This window comes from Caulobacter sp. SRI_014 (assembly GCF_057586315.1).
This window is the reverse complement of record NZ_JBYCZQ010000002.1, coordinates 215457-234828: the sequence shown is the minus strand read 5'-3', so window position 1 is coordinate 234828 and position 19372 is coordinate 215457. Positions and strand designations below refer to the sequence as shown.

At 69.9% G+C, this 19372-nt stretch carries 17 protein-coding genes; 10 read left to right on the top strand and 7 right to left on the bottom strand.

All coding sequences use genetic code 11. From position 1 onward, the window contains the following. The first annotated feature begins 59 nt into the window (after positions 1 to 59). From AC2YG9_RS06565 to AC2YG9_RS06535, 7 genes are all read left to right on the top strand, one after another. On the top strand, positions 60 to 1421 hold the full coding sequence (locus AC2YG9_RS06565; RefSeq protein ID WP_487297149.1) for an O-antigen ligase family protein: 1362 nt from the start codon (positions 60 to 62) through the stop codon (positions 1419 to 1421). 15 nt (positions 1422 to 1436) lie between these two features. Further along, positions 1437 to 2714, top strand: coding sequence for a nucleotide sugar dehydrogenase (locus AC2YG9_RS06560; protein ID WP_487297148.1), 1278 nt, complete (start codon positions 1437 to 1439; stop codon positions 2712 to 2714). Between the two features lie 33 nt (positions 2715 to 2747). Further along, the gene (locus AC2YG9_RS06555) at positions 2748 to 3758 is read left to right on the top strand and encodes an NAD-dependent epimerase (RefSeq protein WP_487297147.1); all 1011 of its coding nucleotides are present in this window, start codon (positions 2748 to 2750) and stop codon (positions 3756 to 3758) included. A gap of 89 nt (positions 3759 to 3847) precedes the next feature. Then, a complete protein-coding gene (locus AC2YG9_RS06550; protein WP_487297146.1) occupies positions 3848 to 4786 on the top strand; it encodes an FkbM family methyltransferase in 939 nt (312 codons plus the stop codon). A gap of 111 nt (positions 4787 to 4897) precedes the next feature. Beyond that, the gene (locus AC2YG9_RS06545) at positions 4898 to 5953 is read left to right on the top strand and encodes an EpsG family protein (protein ID WP_487297145.1); all 1056 of its coding nucleotides are present in this window, start codon (positions 4898 to 4900) and stop codon (positions 5951 to 5953) included. Continuing rightward, positions 5950 to 6966: a polysaccharide pyruvyl transferase family protein gene (locus AC2YG9_RS06540; RefSeq protein WP_487297144.1), complete on the top strand. Its 1017-nt coding sequence runs from the start codon at positions 5950 to 5952 to the stop codon at positions 6964 to 6966. Before AC2YG9_RS06545 ends, AC2YG9_RS06540 begins: the two co-directional genes overlap by 4 nt. Further along, positions 6963 to 8279, top strand: a complete 1317-nt coding sequence (locus tag AC2YG9_RS06535) for a hypothetical protein (RefSeq protein WP_487297143.1) — start codon at positions 6963 to 6965, stop codon at positions 8277 to 8279. Before AC2YG9_RS06540 ends, AC2YG9_RS06535 begins: the two co-directional genes overlap by 4 nt. 210 nt (positions 8280 to 8489) lie before the next feature. Here the strand turns inward: AC2YG9_RS06535 and cysN are convergent, their stop codons facing one another. The 3 genes from cysN to AC2YG9_RS06520 form a co-directional block, all read right to left on the bottom strand. Continuing rightward, on the bottom strand, positions 8490 to 10382 hold the full coding sequence (cysN, locus tag AC2YG9_RS06530; RefSeq protein WP_487297142.1) for a sulfate adenylyltransferase subunit CysN: 1893 nt from the start codon (positions 10380 to 10382) through the stop codon (positions 8490 to 8492). Then, complete coding sequence (gene cysD, locus AC2YG9_RS06525) at positions 10382 to 11296, bottom strand: sulfate adenylyltransferase subunit CysD (protein ID WP_487297141.1); 915 nt, start codon at positions 11294 to 11296, stop codon at positions 10382 to 10384. Before cysD ends, cysN begins: the two co-directional genes overlap by 1 nt. Positions 11297 to 11444: 148 nt before the next feature. After that, on the bottom strand, positions 11445 to 12581 hold the full coding sequence (locus AC2YG9_RS06520) for an AGE family epimerase/isomerase (RefSeq protein ID WP_487297140.1): 1137 nt from the start codon (positions 12579 to 12581) through the stop codon (positions 11445 to 11447). A gap of 139 nt (positions 12582 to 12720) precedes the next feature. Here AC2YG9_RS06520 and AC2YG9_RS06515 point away from each other — a divergent pair, with 139 nt between their 5' ends. Next, entirely contained in the window at positions 12721 to 13947 is a 1227-nt protein-coding gene (locus tag AC2YG9_RS06515; RefSeq protein WP_487297139.1) for an acyl-CoA dehydrogenase family protein, read from the top strand. A 61-nt stretch (positions 13948 to 14008) separates the two neighbouring features. Continuing rightward, positions 14009 to 14518 (top strand): DUF1993 domain-containing protein, encoded by a 510-nt coding sequence (locus AC2YG9_RS06510; protein WP_487297138.1) that lies wholly within the window; start codon positions 14009 to 14011, stop codon positions 14516 to 14518. Here AC2YG9_RS06510 and AC2YG9_RS06505 read toward each other — a convergent pair. Continuing rightward, positions 14515 to 15870, bottom strand: coding sequence for an MFS transporter (locus AC2YG9_RS06505; RefSeq protein WP_487297137.1), 1356 nt, complete (start codon positions 15868 to 15870; stop codon positions 14515 to 14517). The genes AC2YG9_RS06510 and AC2YG9_RS06505 overlap by 4 nt on opposite strands. Beyond that, complete coding sequence (locus AC2YG9_RS06500) at positions 15867 to 16385, bottom strand: hypothetical protein (RefSeq protein ID WP_487297136.1); 519 nt, start codon at positions 16383 to 16385, stop codon at positions 15867 to 15869. The genes AC2YG9_RS06505 and AC2YG9_RS06500 overlap by 4 nt, the downstream gene beginning before the upstream one ends. Positions 16386 to 16512: 127 nt before the next feature. Between AC2YG9_RS06500 and AC2YG9_RS06495 the strand changes: the two genes are divergently transcribed. Next, positions 16513 to 17400, top strand: a complete 888-nt coding sequence (locus AC2YG9_RS06495) for a LysR family transcriptional regulator (protein WP_487297135.1) — start codon at positions 16513 to 16515, stop codon at positions 17398 to 17400. Here AC2YG9_RS06495 and AC2YG9_RS06490 read toward each other — a convergent pair. Further along, a complete protein-coding gene (locus AC2YG9_RS06490) occupies positions 17397 to 17798 on the bottom strand; it encodes a RidA family protein (protein WP_487297134.1) in 402 nt (133 codons plus the stop codon). The genes AC2YG9_RS06495 and AC2YG9_RS06490 overlap by 4 nt on opposite strands. After that, a complete protein-coding gene (locus AC2YG9_RS06485; RefSeq protein WP_487297133.1) occupies positions 17795 to 19369 on the bottom strand; it encodes an AMP-binding protein in 1575 nt (524 codons plus the stop codon). Before AC2YG9_RS06485 ends, AC2YG9_RS06490 begins: the two co-directional genes overlap by 4 nt. Positions 19370 to 19372 lie beyond the last annotated feature (3 nt).

Sequence of the window (19372 nt, the reverse complement as noted above, 5' to 3'; positions counted from 1 at the left end):
TCTCCGCCTAATTCTACGAACTGATAGTCAAGAGCCGCGAGGGGCCGTTTCAAAACGCCATGACCTCGCGGCTCTTTTCTTTTGCCTGCGCCGGCTTTCTCCTGCTGGCCCTGCTGGTCGGCGGCGCCAGCCGGGAAGACGTCATCGCCCCTGATATCGTCGCCCTTCTGGCCGTGCCGATGCTGGGCTGGGCGATCTGGCGGCTGCGGGACCGCCCCATCGAACAGCCCGAGCGGTTCGCCTTCGCCATCCTTGGCGCCTGCTTCCTGGTCGGGCTGATCCAGCTCATTCCCCTGCCGCCCGGCCTCTGGACCGCCCTTCCCGGGCGCGGCCGGTTCGTCGACGATCTGGCCGCCGCCGGCCTGACGCCCGGCTGGGCCCCGATCAGCCTCAGGCCCCAGGCCACGCTTGCCGCCCTGCTGTGGCTGATCCCGGCCGCCGCCATGTTCCTCAGCCTTCGCACCCTCGACCAGCCGGGCCGCCGCCAGCAGGTCCTGCTGGTGCTCGGCGTCGTCATCGTCAGCGCCGTCATCGGCGGGCTGCAGGTGGTCGGGGGTCCTGAAAGCCCCTTGCGCTTCTATGCGGTGACCAACCCCGAGCCGGCGGTCGGATTCTTCTCCAACCGCAATCACCTCGCCTCACTGTTCGTCTGCGCCGTGCCCTTCGCCATGCTCGAGGCGCTGGAGGCGGCGACGCGCCGCCCGCCCGGGCGCGTGCGCCTCGTGCTGATGCTGGCCCTGATCCTGCTGGCCGCCGCCGGGGTGGCCATGACCCAGTCGCGGGCTGGCGCCCTGCTGCTCGGCCTCTCCCTCATCGGCGGCGCGGCCATGGCCTGGCGCGCCGGGCTGATCCAGACCGGCGGCGGACGCGGCCGGGCGGTGGTGGCCGCCGGCGCGCTGCTGCTGGTCGTCGTCGCCATTGGCGGGCCGGTGATCCTGGGCGGGGTGCTAGACCGCGTCGGGGCCGGGATGGAGACCGAGATCCGCATCCCCGCCGCCCGGATATCCAGTGGCATGGCCATGACCTACGCCCCGTTCGGCTCTGGCCTGGGCAGCTTCGTGCCCGTCTACATGATGCATGAGACGGCCGGCTCGATGCAGAACACCTACGTCAACCACGCCCACGACGACTGGCTGGAGCTGCTGGTCGAGACCGGCCTGCTGGGCGCGGCGGTGATGATCGCCTTCCTGGTCTGGTACGCCCGCTCCGGCTGGCGGGCCTGGCGGCGTCATCACAGCAGCGGCGGTCCGGGCGCCCGGGCGGCCAGCGTCGTCATCGCGCTCTTGCTCGCCCACAGCCTGGTCGACTATCCCCTGCGCACGCCGGCGATGATGGTTGTCTTCGCCCTCGCCTGTGGCCTGATGCTGGCGCCCAGAGTCGCTTTGGGAGCCGCCGGCAAGGCCGAGGCGGCGGAAGTCTAGGTTTCGGAGTTGTCGATGCTGTCCCTGGAAAACGCGCGTATCGCGGTCATTGGCCTCGGCTATGTCGGGCTGCCGCTGGCCGTGGCGTTCGGCAAACAGTTCGACACCCTGGGCTTCGACCTCTCCGGTCCCCGCGTCGCCGACCTGAAGCAGGGGGTCGACCACACCCTCGAGGTGGCGCCGGACGACCTGAAGGCCGCCGACCGCCTGACCTACAGCGCCGCCGCCGCCGACCTAGCCGGCCGCAATATCTTCATCGTCACGGTCCCGACCCCTATCGACCAGGCCAACCGCCCGGACCTGACCGCCATCCGCGCCGCCAGCCGAACCATCGGCGCCTACCTGACCCCCGGCGCCATCGTGGTCTATGAATCGACCGTCTATCCCGGCTGTACCGAGGAAATCTGCGTCCCGATCCTGGAGAAGGAGTCGGGCCTGACCTTCAACAAGGACTTCTTCTGCGGCTACAGCCCCGAGCGGATCAATCCGGGCGACAAGCTGCATCGGCTGGAGACCATCACCAAGGTCACCGCCGGCTCGACTCCCGAGTCCGCCGACCTGATCGACGCCCTCTACGCCAGCGTCGTCACGGCCGGCACCCACAAGGCCAGCTCGATCAAGGTGGCCGAGGCGGCCAAGGTCATCGAGAACACCCAGCGCGACCTGAACATCGCCCTGATCAACGAGATCGCCATGATCTTCGGCAAGATGGGCATCGACACGCTGGAGGTGCTGCAGGCGGCCGGCACCAAATGGAACTTCCTGCCCTTCCGCCCGGGCCTGGTCGGCGGCCACTGCATCGGCGTCGACCCCTACTACCTGACCCACAAGGCCCAGGAGATCGGCCACCATCCGGAGGTCATCCTGGCCGGCCGGCGGATCAACGACGGCATGGCCGCCCATGTCGCCAGCCAGATTCTCAAGCTGGTCCTGGGGCGCGGCATCAATCCCATCGGCAGCAAGGTCCTGGTCCTCGGCCTGGCCTTCAAGGAAAACTGCCCCGACCTGCGCAACACCAAGGTCTACGACCTGGTCGCCGAGCTGAAGGCCTATGGCCTCGACATCGACATCCACGACCCCTGGGTCGACGCGGACGAGGCGGTGCACGAGTACGGCCTGACCCTGACCGCTGAACCGAAGACCGGCGCCTACGCCGCCGTCATCCTGGCCGTGGCCCACCAGCAGTTCCTCGACCTCGGGGCCGAGGGGGTGCGGGCCTTCGGCCGGCCGGGCGCGGTGCTCTACGACATCAAATCCGCCCTGCCCCGCGACAAGGTCGACGGGCGCCTCTAGAAGGTCCGACAGAAGGGTAGAGGAACAGCGTCAATGAAGGTCATGGTCACGGGCAGCGCCGGCTTCATCGGCTCGGCCGTCTCGATGAAGCTGCTGGCGCGCGGCGACGAGGTCATCGGCCTCGACGTCATGAACGACTACTACGACCCGGAGCTCAAGCGCGCCCGCCTGGCCCGCACCCTCGACCATTCAAGTTACACCCACCTGAAGATCGACCTGGCCGACCGTGAGGCGATGGAAGCGGCCTTCGCCAAGCACCAGCCCCAGCGGGTCATCAACCTGGCCGCCCAGGCCGGGGTCCGCTACGCCGCCACCAACCCCCACGTCTATGTGCAGTCGAACGTCACCGGCTTCCTGCACATCCTCGAGGGCTGCCGCCACAACGGCGTCGAGCACCTGGTCTTCGCCTCGACCAGCAGCGTCTACGGGGCCAACACCAACATGCCCTTCACGGTGCACAACAGCGCCGAACACCCGCTGACCCTCTACGCGGCGACCAAGAAGGCCAACGAGCAGATGGCGCATTCCTATGCGCACCTCTACGGCTTCCCCTGCACGGGCCTGCGCTTCTTCACCGTCTACGGTCCCTGGGGCCGGCCGGACATGGCGCTGTTCCTGTTCACCAAGAAGATCCTCGCCGGCGAGCCGATCCAGGTCTTCAACCACGGCAAACACAAGCGCAGCTTCACCTACATCGACGACATCGTCGAAGGCGTGGTCCGCGTGCTCGACCAGCCGGCCGCGCCGGACCCGGCCTGGGACAGCCTCAATCCTGACCCGGCGACCAGCAACGCCCCCTACCGGCTGTTCAACATCGGGGCGGAGCAGCAGGTCGAGCTGCTGCGCTACATCGAGGTGCTGGAAGAGTGCCTCGGCCGCAAGGCGATCATGGAAATGCTGCCCCTGCAGCCCGGCGATGTGCCCGATACCGAGGCCGACGTCACCGATCTTGCCCGCGTCGTCGGCTACAAGCCGAAGGTGACGGTCGAGGAGGGGGTGCGCAACTTCGTCGACTGGTACCGCGGCTACAACGGCGTGCTGTAGCGCATGTCAGGCGAAGTGTGTGCGGTTCGCCGCCCGGACATGCGCTAACTAGGGAATCGAAACCCCGAAAGGGGTTGAGGAGAACATTCATGGCCGAAGCGGCGGGCAAGACCATCTCCGACAAGGACATGCGCCGGATGAACTGGGGCGGCCTCAAGCCCCTTGTCCGTGACGCCCTGGCCCTGCCGCTGATCAACCCGGCCCTGATCGGGCTCGCCCGCGCCACCGGCGGAAACTGGAAGCACCGCCTGCCGGTCGCCGTCCGTTCGGCCTCCTACCGCACCCTCGACAACCAGGAGGTCCGCCTCCTCGACCCAACCATCGACCAGATCGCCCGCGAACTCTTCTGGCATGACGGCCACCCGGGCCGGCGCGGCGACCGCCTGGCCATGCGGGCCCTGGAACTGATCAGCGCCGAGGCCGCCGTCTTCCTCGATATCGGCAGCTACACCGGCCTCTTCGCCCTGACCGCCGCCCGGGTGAACCCGGCCCTGCGCAGCCACGCCTTCGAAATCGTCCCCGACAACCACCTGCTGATCCAGCGCAACATCGTCGAGAACGACCTGATCGGCCGGGTCCAGGCCCACCTCTGCGGCCTTGGCGGCGAGCTCGGCGCCATGGCCATGCCGCGCAGCAACAACCTCTCCAGCCTGGCCTCGTCCCTGTCGCTGGGCTCGACCTTCGAGGGCGGCATCTCCATTCCGGTCGAGACCCTCGACCACCGCTTCGCCGCCGAAAAGGGCCCGATGGCCATGAAGATCGACGTCGAGGGCTTCGAAGGCGAGGTCCTGCGCGGCGGGCTGAAAACCCTCAAGCGGCTCAAGCCCGACATCATCTGCGAGGTCCTGCGCGGCCATGGCGAAGCGGTCGAGGCGGCCCTGAAGCCGCTCGGCTACCGCTTCTGGCGCTTCACCGACGACGGCATGGTCGCCGCCGACACCGTCGAGGGCGTCAAGCGCGACCGCGACTGGTTCCTTTCCGCCCGGCCCGACGCCGAGGCCCTGGTGGCCCGCATCGAGGCCGACTGAGTTCAACCTTGCCTTTCGTCCCCACCTTTCGTCGGGGGGACGGGGAGGGTAGGTTTCGTTTGATTTTGGGGCGCGTCCGATCCGCGCCCGTTGAGGGGCGTATCTCCTGCGATGATCCTCTACTGGACCATGTTCCTGCTGCCGGTCATGGCCAGCATGTCGCCCTACCGCCTCGACCGCCTGTCGCGGACGGTGGTGATGGTGCTGTTGGGCGTCATGCTGACCGGCATCATCGGCCTGCGCGACCACGTCGGCCACGACTGGTCGAACTATCTGAAAATGTTCGAGCGGGCCGACGCCTCGGACTTCAACTACGTCCTGACCGCCGTCGAGCCGGGCTACGCCTTCCTCAACTGGGCCAGTTCCCGCCTCGGCTGGGGCATCTACGGGGTCAACGCCGTCTGTGCGGCGATCATCGTCTTTGGCCTGTTCAAGTTCCTCGACCGCCAGCCCAACTTCTGGCGCGGCCTGGCCATCGCCACGCCGGTTCTGGTCATCGCCATCTCCATGGGGGCCACGCGCCAGGCCACGGCCATCGGCTTCCTGATGCTGGCCTTCAACGCCTTCCAGGACCGCAAGGTCATCCGCTACCTGATGTTCGTCACCCTGGGGGTGATCTTCCACCGCTCGATGGCGGTGATGTATCTGCCCGCCTGGTTCATCCACGGCCGGCTGGCCATCTGGCCGCTGATCATCGGCGGACTGGTCTTCTTCGGGGCGGCGCTGTTCCTGCAGGATGCGGCCAGCTACTACCAGACCAGCTATGTCGGCACCGACATCCAGGCCTCCGGGGCGCTGCCGCGCGCCGCCCTCAACGTGCTCGCGGCCGTTCTGTTCTTCGTCTATCGCAAGCAGTGGATGGAGCGGTATGACGACGGACCGATGTTCACCATCATGTGCGGGGCCATCCTGTTGATGGCGCCCGCAGTGTTCTTCGCCGCCGCCGCCACCGACCGCATGAGCATGTATCTGGTGCCCATCCAGATCGGGGTCTATGCTCGCCTGCCCAACCTGGTGCCGCCGCAATTCCGGGTGCCGGTCATTCTCGGCATCTACCTCAGCTTCGCCGTGCTGATGTTCACCTGGCTGTTCTTCTCGCCCTTCGCCCAGATCAGCTGGGTGCCCTACGAGAACCTCCTCTGGACCGGCGGGAACGCCGGGCTGTGACGTCTCGCCGGCCGGTCGTCCTGATCAACGACACCCGGGCCGACCTGCACCACGGCTGCTGGCGGGTGATGCGCACCCTGGAGGGTCAGCTGGCCCGCGTCGGCCTCGAGGTCTCCGCCCGCGCCCCTGCCCACGCCGACTGGCGCAAGGACCCGGCCATCGGAGAGGCCATCGGCAAGGCCGCCCTGGTCATCGTCAACGGCGAAGGCACCATTCACCACGACCGCCCGGCCGGCGAGGCCCTGCTGGCCGTCGGCGCGGCGGCGAAAGCGGCCGGCGCCCCCGCCGCCCTGATCAACGCCAGCTGGGACGCCAACGGCCCGGCCTACGCCCGCGCCCTTGCCGACTTCACCCTGGTCAGCGCCCGCGAGACCCGCTCGGCCGCCCAGATCGAGGCCGCCGGCCTGACCGCCCGGGTAGTCCCCGACCTGTCCCTGTTCGAGGCTGTCAGCCCGCCGCCGACCCGCGCCGGCGTCGGCTTCACCGACAGCGTCCTGCGCACCGTCGCCCTTGAGCTGGAGGCGGCCCGCAAACGCCTCGGCGGCCTCGCCCTGCCCATCCACTTCAATGCCCCCGGCCTCAGGGGAACCTTGCGCAATCTCCGCGACGGGGTGGCCAAGCGCGACCTCGCCGACCCCGCCTTCCTCGCCCGCTCCATCGCCGCCCGCCTGGCCTGGCGCGCCGCCGAGACCCGCGACGAGGCCGACTACATGGCAAAGGTCGCCGCCCTGACCCTGCTGGTCACCGGCCGTTTCCACGCGGCCACCTTTGCCCTGGCCGCCGGCACGCCGGTGCTGGCCGTCGAGTCCAACACCCACAAGATCGGCGCTACCTTCGACGACGCCGGCCTCGCCCCCTGGCGCCGCATCGCCCCGGCTGACCTGGGCCCGGACCTGCTGGCCCGCGCCGCCCGCTGGGAGCCGCAAGAGGCGACGGCTCTGGCCGACTTCCTGGCCGACGGCCGCAGGGCCACCCGTGCATTGTTCGACGACCTGGCGAAACTGGCCGCATGACCGCCCCCTCGCCCGACGATATCTGGGCCCTCGAACTGGCCAAGGCGCGTCAGGCGGCGGGCGAGGGCGCACCCTCCGGCGGCGGCTTCTGGCTGGCGGCCCTGCTCGGCCTCGCCGCCTGGGGCCGCACCCTGCTCACCACCCCGCCCGGCGATCCCCTGCCGGACGTCCCCGTGGTCGCCGCCCTGCACGGCGAGATCGCCAACCGGACGCGCCACCTGATCGCCGCCCTCGCCGCCGAGGCCCCGGACACGCCCATCCTGCTCCTCGGCCGCCCGCAGCTGGACCGCGCCGCCCTCCGCCGCGCCCTGGCGGACGCCGGCCTGCGCGGCCCCCTCGTCCGCCCCTTCGATCTGCCCAGCGCCTTGGCCGCCCTGCCGGCCATCCTCCGCCGCCTCGCCCAGGGCGCTCGCGCCGTCGCCGCCGCCGACTGGCGCCCGGCGACCCGCGACCTCGCCGCCATCTGCTTCCGCGTCATGCTCGGCGAGACCCACGCCCGCTGGGCCAGGGCCCACATTCCCGCCGGCCCACGCACCGTCGTCTTCGGCCACACCGGCGTCGCCGACAGCCATCTGCTCGAACGGGCCCTGCAGGCGCGCGGGGCCCGCACCGTCCATTGGGTGCATGGCGTCAGCCTGGGCCTCAACTTCGTCGCGGGCTCCGATCTCGGCCTCTTCCAGTGCGGCTCCGACGCCCGCTGGCACGAGGCGCTCGGCGGTTATGGCCGCACGGCCAGCCTCCCCGCCGACGCCCCGACCCCCGCCACCGGCGGCGACGGCTGGCTGGTCCTCTCCAACCTCGTCCATCCGATGAACGCCGACTACCGCCGCCACGGCGTCGCCGGCGAGATCGCTCTGCTCGAGGCGGTCGCCGCCGCCGCCGGCGACGCCCGCAAGGTCTGGAAACCGCACCCCATCCTCGGCAGCCTGGGTCTCGACGTCCGCGACGGCATCGAAACCCGCGCCGCGGCCCTCGGCTTCGAACGCTGGCCCTCCGCCGCAGACCTCGCCAGCGCCGCGGCTATCACCCGGGCCGCGGACCTTGGCCGGGTCGCCGATTTTGCCGTTGTCGTCTCCACCCCCTCGACCGTCGCCCTCGACGCCCTGCGCCTCGGTGTCCTGCCCATCCTCTACGGCGGATCCGCGCTCGACCCGGCCAGCGCCCTGGCCCAACTCCCGCTCAAGGCTGACACCGCCGCCGGGTTGAAGGACGCCGCCGAGGCCCTGGCCGCCGACCGCGTCCGCCTCTTCCAATCGGCCTGGACCGCCATCGCCCCCGGCCGAGAACCGACCCTGGCCGACCTTCTGGCCTGACATACCCGAGATTCAAAAGCCCGCCGCCGACCCGCACGGGCCCCGCGCCGCCATCGCCGCCGCCCTGTCGGAACGGGGTGGTTACCGGGTGGTCGAAGCGACCGGAAACGCCGCCCCCCGGACGGTCTTCGGCCGACAGCCGGTTGGTCCTAGAGCGTTGAAATCACTGGATGAAATTTCCAGACCATCTGCTAGAATGGCCGCTTCGACCTATTCAGCCTGATCCAGCCAGGCGACAATCACCTCCGCCGCCTCGACGGGCGTGAGGCCGGTCGTGTCGACGGTGATCTCGGCGTGTTCCGGTTCCTCATAGGGGCTGTCGACCCCCGTGAAGTTCTTCAACTGCCCGGCCCGCGCCTTGGCGTAGAGCCCCTTCACGTCCCGCTTCTCGGCCTCGGCCAACGGGGTGGAGACGAACACCTCGACGAACTCGCCCTCGCCCATCAGCTCGCGGGCCAGGCGCCGCTCGGCGCGGAAAGGAGAGATGAAGGCCGTCAGCACGATCAGCCCGGCGTCGACCATCAGCTTGGCCACCTCGGCGACCCGGCGGATGTTCTCGACCCGGTCCTCCTCGGTGAAGCCGAGATCGCGGTTCAGCCCGTGGCGGACGTTGTCGCCGTCGAGCAGATAGGTATGGCGCCCGGCGGCGTGCAGCCGCTTCTCGACCAGGTTGGCGATGGTCGATTTGCCGGCCCCCGACAGGCCGGTGAACCAGACCACCCGGCCCTTCTGGCCCTTCTGGGCGGCCCGCGCCGTCTTGTCGACGTCGGTGGCCTGCCAGTGGATGTTGTCCGACCGGCGCAGGGCGAAGTGCAGCATGCCGGCGCCCACCGTCCGGTTGCTGATCCGGTCGATGAGGATGAAGCCGCCTAGGTCGCGGTTCTCGGCATAGGGGGTGAAGGGGATCGGCTTGGCCAGCGACAGGTTGCAGACCCCGATCTCGTTGAGGTCCAGCTTCTTGGCCGCGGTGTGCTCCAGGGTGTTCACGTTCACCCGGTACTTGGGCTCGGTGATCGTCGCCTGGATGGTCTGGGCCCCGATTTTCAGGAGGTAGGGACGGCCGGGCAGCATGGCCTCGTCGTCCATCCACACCAGGGTGGCTTCGAACTGGTCGGCGACGGCCACGGGATCATCGGCGGCGGCGATGACGTCGCCTCTGGAGATGTCGATCTCGTCTTCCAGGGTCAGGGTCACCGACTGGCCGGCCACCGCCTGGTCCAGATCGCCCGGCAGCACGACGATGCGTGCGACGCGGCTTTCACGCCCGGACGGCAGGACGCGGATGCGGTCCCCCGGCTTGACGGTCCCGGCCGCCACCTGGCCAGAGAAGCCGCGGAAATCGAGGTTGGGCCGGTTCACCCACTGCACCGGCATGCGGAAGGATCGCCCCTGCAGGTCGGCCTCGACCGGCGCCTGTTCCAGCCAGCGCATCAGCGGCGGGCCGTCGTACCAGGGGGCCTTGGCGCTGGGCTCGGTGATGTTGTCGCCGTCCAGCGCGCTCATGGGAATGGCGGTGAAGCCGGTCAGGCCGATCTGGGCGGCGAAAGCCCGGTACTCGGCCAGGATTTCGTCGAACCGGGCCTGGCTCCAGTCGACCAGGTCCATCTTGTTGATGGCCAGGACGATGTTCTTGATGCCGAGAAGGGAGACCAGATAGCTGTGCCGCCGCGTCTGGGTCAGCACCCCTCGGCGGGCGTCGATCAGGATCACCGCGGCGTCGGCGGTCGAGGCGCCGGTGACCATGTTGCGGGTGTACTGCTCGTGGCCGGGGGTGTCGGCGACGATGAACTTGCGGCTCTCGGTCGAGAAGAAGCGGTAGGCGACATCGATGGTGATTCCCTGCTCCCGCTCCGCCGCCAGCCCGTCGACCAGCAGGGCGAAGTCGATCTTTCCCCCCTGGGTGCCGACCTTCCTGGAGTCCGCTTCGAGCGCCGCCAGCTGGTCCTCGAAGATCATCTTCGAGTCGTAGAGCAGCCGCCCGATCAGGGTCGACTTGCCGTCGTCGACACTGCCGCAGGTGATGAACCGCAGCAGGCTCTTGTGGTGATGCGCCTCGAGATAGGCGTCGATATCGGTTTCGATGAGGTCGGAAACGTGGGCCATCAGAAGTAGCCCTCCTGCTTCTTCTTCTCCATCGAGGCGGCCTGGTCGTGGTCGATCATCCGGCCCTGGCGCTCGCTGGTGGTGGTCAGCAGCATCTCCTGGATGATCTGCGGCAGGGTCGTCGCCGTGCTCTCGACGGCGCCGGTCAGCGGGTAGCAGCCGAGGGTCCGGAACCGCACCGACTTCATGTCCGGGACCTCGCCCGGGCGCAGCGGCATGCGGTCGTCGTCGACCATGATCAGCGTGCCGTCGCGTTCCACCACCGGCCGCACGGCCGAATAGTAGAGGGGCACGATGGGGATGTTCTCCAGGTGGATGTATTGCCAGATGTCCAGCTCGGTCCAGTTGGAGATCGGGAACACCCGGATGCTCTCGCCCGGCTGTTTGCGGGCGTTGTAGAGCTTCCACAATTCCGGCCGCTGGTTCTTGGGGTCCCAGCGGTGGCCGGCCGAGCGGAAGGAAAACACCCGTTCCTTGGCCCGGCTCTTCTCCTCGTCGCGGCGCGCGCCGCCGAAGGCCGCGTCAAAGCCGTACTTGTCGAGGGCCTGCTTGAGGCCCTCGGTCTTCCACAGGTCGGTGTGGGTGGCGCTGCCGTGGTCGAAGGGGTTGATGCCGGCGGCTTCGGCCTCCGGGTTCTTGTGGACCAGCAGCTCGAAGCCCAGCTCCTTGGCCATGCGTTCGCGCATCTCGTACATGGCCTGGAACTTCCAGGTGGTGTCGACATGCAGCAGCGGGAACGGCGGCTTGGAGGGGTAAAACGCCTTGGCCGCCAGGTGCAGCATCACCGCGCTGTCCTTGCCGATCGAGTACAGCATCACCGGCCGCTCGGTCTCGGACACGACCTCGCGCATGATGTGGATGCTCTCGGCCTCCAGGCGCTGCAGGTGGGTCAGGCGGGCGGGGGTAAGCGTCATGAACGGCTCTGGCGAGGGGACGCGCTCAAGAACAGGCGCAAGGAGGGCCACTGGCAAACGTATCCTGTTGAAGACCGGGATGCGAACACCTCGGGGGCCCCTTCGCCGTGGGACTTAGGGACCGGGGGAGCGGGGCGCAAACGAGCGATCATGATGACGCTTTCAGACAAGCTTCATCCAGCGCCTGGATGGCCCCGACGATGTGATAGAGGCTCGAGGCCGGCGAGGCCTCGTCGCGGAACGACCCGTCGGCCTCCATCGTCTCGAACCACAGTCCCGGACGCGGGGTGTCGAGGTAGCGCAGCAGGCCCTTGGCCCCGCGTTCGGCGATCGCCCAGCCGGCGGGATCGATCCCGGCCAGCAGAGCGCCGGCCCGGGTCCGCTCGGTCTGCGGCCAGACCCGCGCCGTGCGGTCGACCGGTTGGAATGTCTGGTCCAGCGCCATGATGGCGATGCCCCTGGCGTCGACGCCGGTCCGCTCAGCCAGGGCGATCAGGCCCCGGGCCGCCTGCCGCGATGCGGCGTTGTCGGCCAGGCCCGCATGGCGCAGCAGCAGGAACCCCCATTCGAACTGATGTCCCGGCTCGACCTGCGCTTCGGGCAGGACGGCCCAGTCCAGATCGAACAGCTCCGGCAAGGCTCCGCTCGGCTGGATCAGATGCTCCCGCGCCAGCCGGGCGATGCGGTTGGAAAGGTCCGCCCAGCCGCCGTCATCGCCGGCCTCCCGCCAGGCCAGGGCCGCCTCGAACAGGTGCATCAGCGGATTGGCCCGCAGGGGCGCCGTGCGGCTGGCGTCGTCGTGCACCCCGCCGTCGGGCCGTCCCAGCGCCTGGTTCAGCGCCGCCCGCATCGCCTGGGCCCGCGACTCCAGCCCATGGCCCGGCCCCAGCGCCTGCCGCGCCGCCGACAGGGCCAGCAGGCCGAACGCCTGCTCATAGGGCTGGGCGCTGTCATCGACCGGCCCCCCGGCCGCCTCCACCGAATAGCGCAACAACCCGTCGGGCCGGGTCAGCGGCCCGTTCAGAACGGCCAGGCCATGGCCCACCGCTTCGCGCCAGGGCCCGTCCCAGCCCATCCGTCCGGCCTGGGCGAAGACGTAGGTCTGCCGCGCCGCCACCCGCGCGCGCCGGGGCGCCTCGACCGGCTCGTCGCCGAGGGTCAGCTTCTCGAAAAACCCGCCCTGGGCGTGGTCGGTCCCCAGGTTCCACCACAGCGGCAGGGCGTCCGCGAACAGCCAGGCCTTCAGCCGGTCGCGCAGGATCAGGATGTCGGACGGGGCTAGCACACCCCGTCTTAGGACGTGGGCGGCGGCGGCTCAACCGCGCGGGCTTGATCCAGATCAATCCCGGGCAACGGCCGGAGAGGCATGGTTTGCCAAAGGTACGGATCGGATCAGACCGAAGACCTCCCCCAGGACCGCAACCATGGCGCCCCTCGCCAACCGCATCGCCCGGACCCTCAACGAGCCTTTCCCCTCTGCCGACGACGGCGCCAGCCCCGACCGCGACGCGGCCTTCATTGCCGAAGTCCGGGCGTTCCTGGACGAGGCCCTGACCCCCGACCTGCGCGAGGCCGGGCGCAACACCCTGGGGGTCCATTCGGACATCGCCGCCTGCCGCCTCTGGCACAGCCGGCTGTATGCCAGAGGCTGGGCGGCCCCGGCCTGGCCCGAGGGCTGGGGCGGGGCCGGCTGGACCCCGCGCCAGCGGTTCCTGTTCGACCGCGAACTGGTGGCCAACGACGCGCCCGTGCTGTTCGCCGGCGGCATCCGCAGCCTGGGCCCGCTCCTGATCGAGATGGGGACAGCCGACCAGCAGGCCCGCTACATCGGGCCGATCCTGCGCGGCGAGGACCTCTGGGCCCAGGGCTTCTCCGAGCCCGGCGCAGGTTCGGACCTGGCCGCCATCTCGACCCGCGCCGTCCCGGTTCCCGGCGGCTACCGGGTGACCGGCTCGAAGATCTGGACCACCGGGGCTCACCATTCCAACCGCATGTTCGCCATCGTCCGCACCGGCGACTTCGAGCGTCGCCAGCAGGGCCTGACCTTCCTGCTGCTGGACATGGACAGCCCCGGCCTGACCGTGCGGCCGATCATCGACCTGACCGGTGAGCGGGAGTTCAACGAGGTCTTCTTCGACAGCGTGTTCGTACCGGAGGAAAACCGCGTCGGCCCCGAGAACGACGGCTGGACGGTCGCCAAGCGGCTGATGACCCTGGCCCGCTCCAACAATACCCCTTCGGCCCTGGTCGCCCGCAGTCTGCGCCGGGCCACCGACGCCATCATCGCCGGCGGCGAGGCCATCGAACCGTCCCTCCGTCGTCGGTTGACCAGTCTAAGCATCGAGCTGGACGCCTTCGCCCAGCTGGAACTGGCGGCCCTGCCCAGCGGCCGGGCCGAGATCGGCGCGGCGACCACGCCCTCGATGCTCAAGCTGATCGGCAGTGAGCTGCACCAGCGAGTCTGCGAACTGGCCATGGAGGCGGCTGGTCCCCAGGCCGGGGCCGCGCTGGCCGCCATCGGCATCAACGGGGAGGAGCTCGACGTCGGCGCCCGGGCCATGGCGCGGTATCTCTGCCTGCGCGCCGCAAGCATCTATTCGGGCACCAGCGAGACCCAGCGCAACCTGATCGCCCGGCAACTGCTCGGATAGGCCTTGGCGCGGGGGCCGGGGCGCCCCATCTCAGCCCTCTCAGTTGGGAGGAACCCAGAAAATGTCCCTGTCGCTCTACGACGTCTCGATCCCCGTCTACCTCAACGGCTTGCGCAACCTCGTCGCCATCCTCGACAAGTCGAGCAGCCACGCCGGTCCCAACATCGCCAGCTGGCTGGACTCCCGCCTCGCCCCCGACATGCACCCCCTGACGCGCCAGATCCAGATGGTCAGCGACGCGGCCAAGGGCGGCGCCGCCCGCCTGGCCAACATCGACCCGCCCTCGATGCCCGACACCGAGACCACCATCGACGAACTGCGCGAGCGGCTGGCCAGGACCATCGCCTTCGTCCAGTCGATCAAGCCCGAGCAGGTCAACGGCCGCGAGGCCGCCACCATCGAGCTGAAGTTCCCGAACGGGGCCATGACCTTCACCGGCCGCGACTTCCTGTTCAACTTCTCCCTGCCGAACTTCTACTTCCATGCGGTCACGGCCTACGGCCTGCTGCGCAAGGAAGGCGCCCCGCTCGGCAAGATGGACTTCCTCGCCGGTGGCCGTCAGGCGGCCTAGGAGCGCCTGAGCAGGCTGACCAGGCCCGCGACCAGGGTCAGCCCCGCCGCCAGCCCGAGCCCTGTTCCAGGCGCGGTCCGGGCGGCGGTCAGGCTGAAAAGCAGGGTCATCAGAAGGGCGCCCAGCGTCTGGCCCGTCACCCGGGCCGAGCCCTGCATCCCCCCGGCCGCGCCGCTGCGCCCGGCCGGGGCCGCGAGGAACAGGATGCGGTTGTTCGGCGTCTGGAACAGGCCAAAGCCGACACCGGCGAGAACGATGAACGGGATGAGCCTGGCCGGCTGACCCTCGAGCGGCCAGACCGCCGCGCCGGCCAGGCCGAGGCTCAGGCAGCCGCCGCCGATGGCGCACAGCCATGGCGTTGGAAAGCGGTCGGCCAGACGACCGGCGATCACGGCCGTGACCGCCACGCTCAGCGGCCAGGCGGTGATGTAGAGTCCGGCGGCCAGCGGCGTCTGGATGAGGCCGTGCTGCAGCAGGAACGGCAGGGCCACCAGGCCGGCGGTCTGCCCGGCGAAGCAACAGACCGAAGCGATGACCGACAGCCGGAAGGCGGGCCCGCGCAACAGGTCCAGCGGAATGAGCGGCTCGGGCCGCCCCAGGTCGCGCCGAACCAGCGCCGCCAGGGCGCCGGCCCCAAGCGCGAACAGCACGCCCGCCAGATCAGGCGATCCGGGGACAAACTCCGCCGAGGCGATGAGCAGACCGAAGGCCAGGGCGTTGAGGGCCATGCCGAGGAAGTCGGGTCGGGCCGACTTGCGCCGACCAACGGGCAGCGCCCGGGTTGCGACCAGGGCGACGGCGGCCAGCGGCAGACAGGCCCCGAACAGCGCCGGCCAGCCGCCGGCCGACAGGATGATCGCCCCCAGGCTGGGCGCGGCGGCCGAGGCCAGGGCCACCGTCAGGGCGTTCCAGCCGATGGCCGCGCCCAAACGTCCTGAACCCACTGTGGCCCGCAACAGGGCGACGCCAAGGGCCATGATCGCCGCGCCGCCGAGCCCCTGGGCCAGCCGCGCCGCCACCAGCCAGGGCAGTGACGGCGCCAGGGCGCAGACGGCCGAGGCCAGGGCGAACAGGCCGACTCCGGCGCTGAACACGCGCCGATAGCCGTATCGCTCGCCGAGCGCCCCGGCCGGCAGCAGGGCCATGACCAGGCCGGCCTGATAGGCGGTGACGACGAGGATGGCCCGGGCCGGCGTCGCCCCGAACGCCTCGCCGATCACCGGCAGGGCCAGGTTGGCGATGCCGGCGTCCAGCACGGCCATGGCCATCGCCGACAGCACGGCGAACACCGCCGCCGCCCGCCGATAACCGGTGAGCCCCTGTTCCGGCGCGGAGACGCCCGCCACGCTCACTGGTCGCTCGTCCAGCCGCCGGTCGGGGCCGGGTAGCGGGTGACGTCTTCGAGCTTGAGATCCCGTTCCGTGAAGCGCAGCAGCAGGGCGGTGTCGCTCAGGCATCGCGTGTCGTGGATATCTCCGGGCAGGTAGGCCTGGGCCTGACCGGGCCGCAGGACGGCGCTGTCCCGCTGCACCAGACGCACCCCGCCGATCCCTTCGATGCGGGCGAAGGTGCGCATCTCGACCTCGCCCTCCAGCACGGCATAGATCACCCAGGCCCGACCGTGGTCGTGCGGCGGACGGTAGAGACCAGCCTGTTCCGCATGGGCCAGCAGGACGAAGCCGTGGTCGTCGTCGCGATGGAGCGCCTCGCGCGCCGGCCGTCGGTCCAGCAAACCGGCCAGCCAGGCCTCCGAGCGCGGGGCGTGTGCCAGGGTCTGCAGCAGGCGGCGACATTCGCCGACCAGGTCGCTGGTCAGCGGTCCCCAGGCCGCGCGGACACGGGTGGCAAACAGATCGGGAGTGGTCATCGCGGGTCTCCTTCAAACCTCGGTCCGAAGGGTAAGGGCGAACTAGGACAGGCGGAACGCGCAGCAGTCGCACTCTATTCATGCGCCTAACGCCCTATATAGTCCTGTCCGTTCCGGGAGCGCGCCGATGTCCCTGCCCGACCTCAACCTGTTGATCGCCCTCGACGTGCTGCTCGAGGAAGGCAGCGTGGCGCGGGCCTCTCGCCGCTTACGCCTTAGTCCCTCGGCGACCAGTCGCGCCTTGACCCGCCTGCGCGAAGCGACCGGCGACCCGCTGCTGGTCAGGGCCGGCCGCGGCCTTGTGCCGACGCCCAGGGCAGCGGCGCTGCAGGCCCAGGCGCATCAGCTGGTGGAGGACGCCCGGGCTGTCCTGCGCCCTGTCGAACACCAGGATCTGTCGACCCTGGCGCGGACCTTCACCCTGCGGACCAGCGACGGCTTCATCGAAAACTTCGGGCCCCGCCTGCTGGCCCGCGTCGGCGCCGAGGCCCCCGGCGTGCGGCTCAACCTGCTGCAGAAGCCCGACAAGGACAGCACGCCGTTGCGCGAGGGTCGGGTCGATCTGGAGACCGGCGTCCTCGAGGCGACGCTGGGCCCAGAGCTCCGCAGCCAGGCCCTGTTCCGGGATCGGCTGGTCGGCGTGGTTCGCCCGGCGCATCCGCTGGCCGGTCAGGCGATTGACCTTGACGCCTATGTCGCCGCCCGTCACGTCATCGTCTCGCGCAGCGGCTTCGACGAGGACGCCGTCGACCGGCCCTTCCTTCCCAATGGCCTGACGCGGCAGGTCGCCTGTTCGGCGAGTGGTTTCGCGACCGCCCTGGCGCTGGCACGGGCCTCGAATCTCGTCGCCACCGTGCCTGAACGCCATACCGCCGCGCTACGCGAGGGCATGGTCAGCTTCCCGATCCCGGGCGAGCTCGTGCCTTTCACGGTCTCGATGCTCTGGCATCCCCGCCTGGACGCCGATCCAGCCCATCGCTGGCTGAGGGCCTGCGTGCGGGAGGTCTGCGCCTAGAGGGCGGCGCCCTGAAGCACCGCCGTCGTCTCGATCTCGAGGCGGGCGGCGTCCTCGACCAGCCCTTTGACCTCGACCACGGCCATGGCCGGATAGTGGGGGCCGATCAGCTCGCGCCAGAGGGCGCCGATCTCGCGCAGGTTGGCCAGGTACTCGCGCCTGTCGACGACGTACCAGGTCATCCGCACGATATGCTCGGGGCCTGCCTTGGCCTCGGCCAGGACGGCCAGGGTGTTGAGCAGCACCTGGCGGAACTGGGCGGCGAAACCTTCGGGAAAGACACCGGCGGTGTCCCAGCCGATCTGGCCGGCGACGAAGACCATCCGGCCCTCGGCCGCGATGCCGTTCGAATAGCCCTTCGGCCGGGGCCAGCCCTCGGGAAGCAGGACGGTGTTCATGACGCCTCCTTGAGCCGGAAGCGTTGCAGCTTGCCGGTCTGGGTCTTGGGCAGGGTGTCCAGGAATTCGAGGGCGCGCGGGTATTTGTAGGGCGCGATGACGCCCTTCACATGGGCCTGCAGTTCGCACCGCAATTCGTCGCTCGCCGCGAAGCCGGGGTTCAACACCACGAAGGCCTTGCAGATCTGGCCGCGCTCGGGATCTGGCGCCCCGATCACCGCCGCCTCGGCCACGGCCGGGTGGCGCAGGAGGGCGTTTTCCACCTCCGGGGCGCCGATGTTGTAGCCGGAGGAGATGATCATGTCGTCGGCCCGGGCGACGAACCAGAAGTAGCCGTCCTCATCCAGCCGGTAGATGTCGCCGGTCAGATTCCAGCCGTCGCGGACGTAGCTTCGCTGTCTTTCATCGGCCAGATAGCGGCAGCCTGTCGGACCCCGCACGGCCAGACGGCCGGTCTCGCCGGCCGGCAGGGGTCTTCCGGCCTCGTCCTGGATGCGGGCCTCGAAGCCTGGAACAGCCTTGCCGGTAGCGCCGGGGCGGATGTCTTCGCCGCGGGCCGAGATGAAGACGTGGAACATCTCGGTCGAGCCGATGCCGTCGATGATCCGCAGGCCCGTCGCTTCATGCCAGGCGTCCGAAGTGGCGGCGGGCAGGGGCTCGCCGGCCGAAACGCAGGTCTTCAGAGAGCTGAGGTCGTGGTCTGCGGCCAGCTTGAGCAGGTGGCGATAGCCCGTCGGAGCGGTGAACAGGACGCTGGCCCGGTGCGCGGCAATGGTCTCGGCCAGGGCCTCGAAGCCCGGCCGGTCGCACAGGGCCGTCGCGGCGCCGGCGGCGGCCGGAAAGACCACCAACCCACCGAGCCCGAAGGTAAAGGCGATGGGCGGGGTGCCGACCGCGACGTCGGCCGGAGTCAGCCGCAGGATGTGGCGGGCAAAGGTGTCGGCCAGGCTGAGGATGTCGCGGTGCAGGTGGACACAGCCCTTGGGCTTGCCGGTCGTGCCACTGGTGAAGGCGATCAGGGCCGGATCCTCGGCGGCGGTGTCGACGGGGGTGAAGCCGGCGGGTTTGCCCGAGGCGGCGGCCTGCAGGACCTCGCTGTCCATGACGGCGGCCAGCACCGGCGCGGCGGCTTCGACCAGGGAGGCGTCGATCAGCCCGACGCTGACCTGGGCCTTCTCGATGACCGTCGCCAGCTCGCCCGGCCGCAACATCGGCATGGTGGCCACCACCACCCCGCCGGCCTTGAGGATGGCGAACCAGGCGGTCAGCACCCAGGCGACATTGGGCCCGTGCAGCAGCACCCGGTTGCCGGGAATGACGCCGAGGTCCTCGGTCAGCACCCGCGCCATGCGGTCGGAGGCCGCGTCGAGCTCGGCCCAGGTGATCCGGCCGGCCTTCCACAGCAGGGCCGGGCTGTCCGGACCGGCGGCGCTTCGGGCCCGGCGCAGCAGTTCGGCGGCGGCGTTGAGCCTTGGCGGGTAGTCCAGGCCGTCCAGCAGCAGGACGGGGCGCTGATCCTCGGGAGGCAGGTTGTCGAGGACGAAGCGGTCGAGATGCGCGCTCTCGCCCATGGC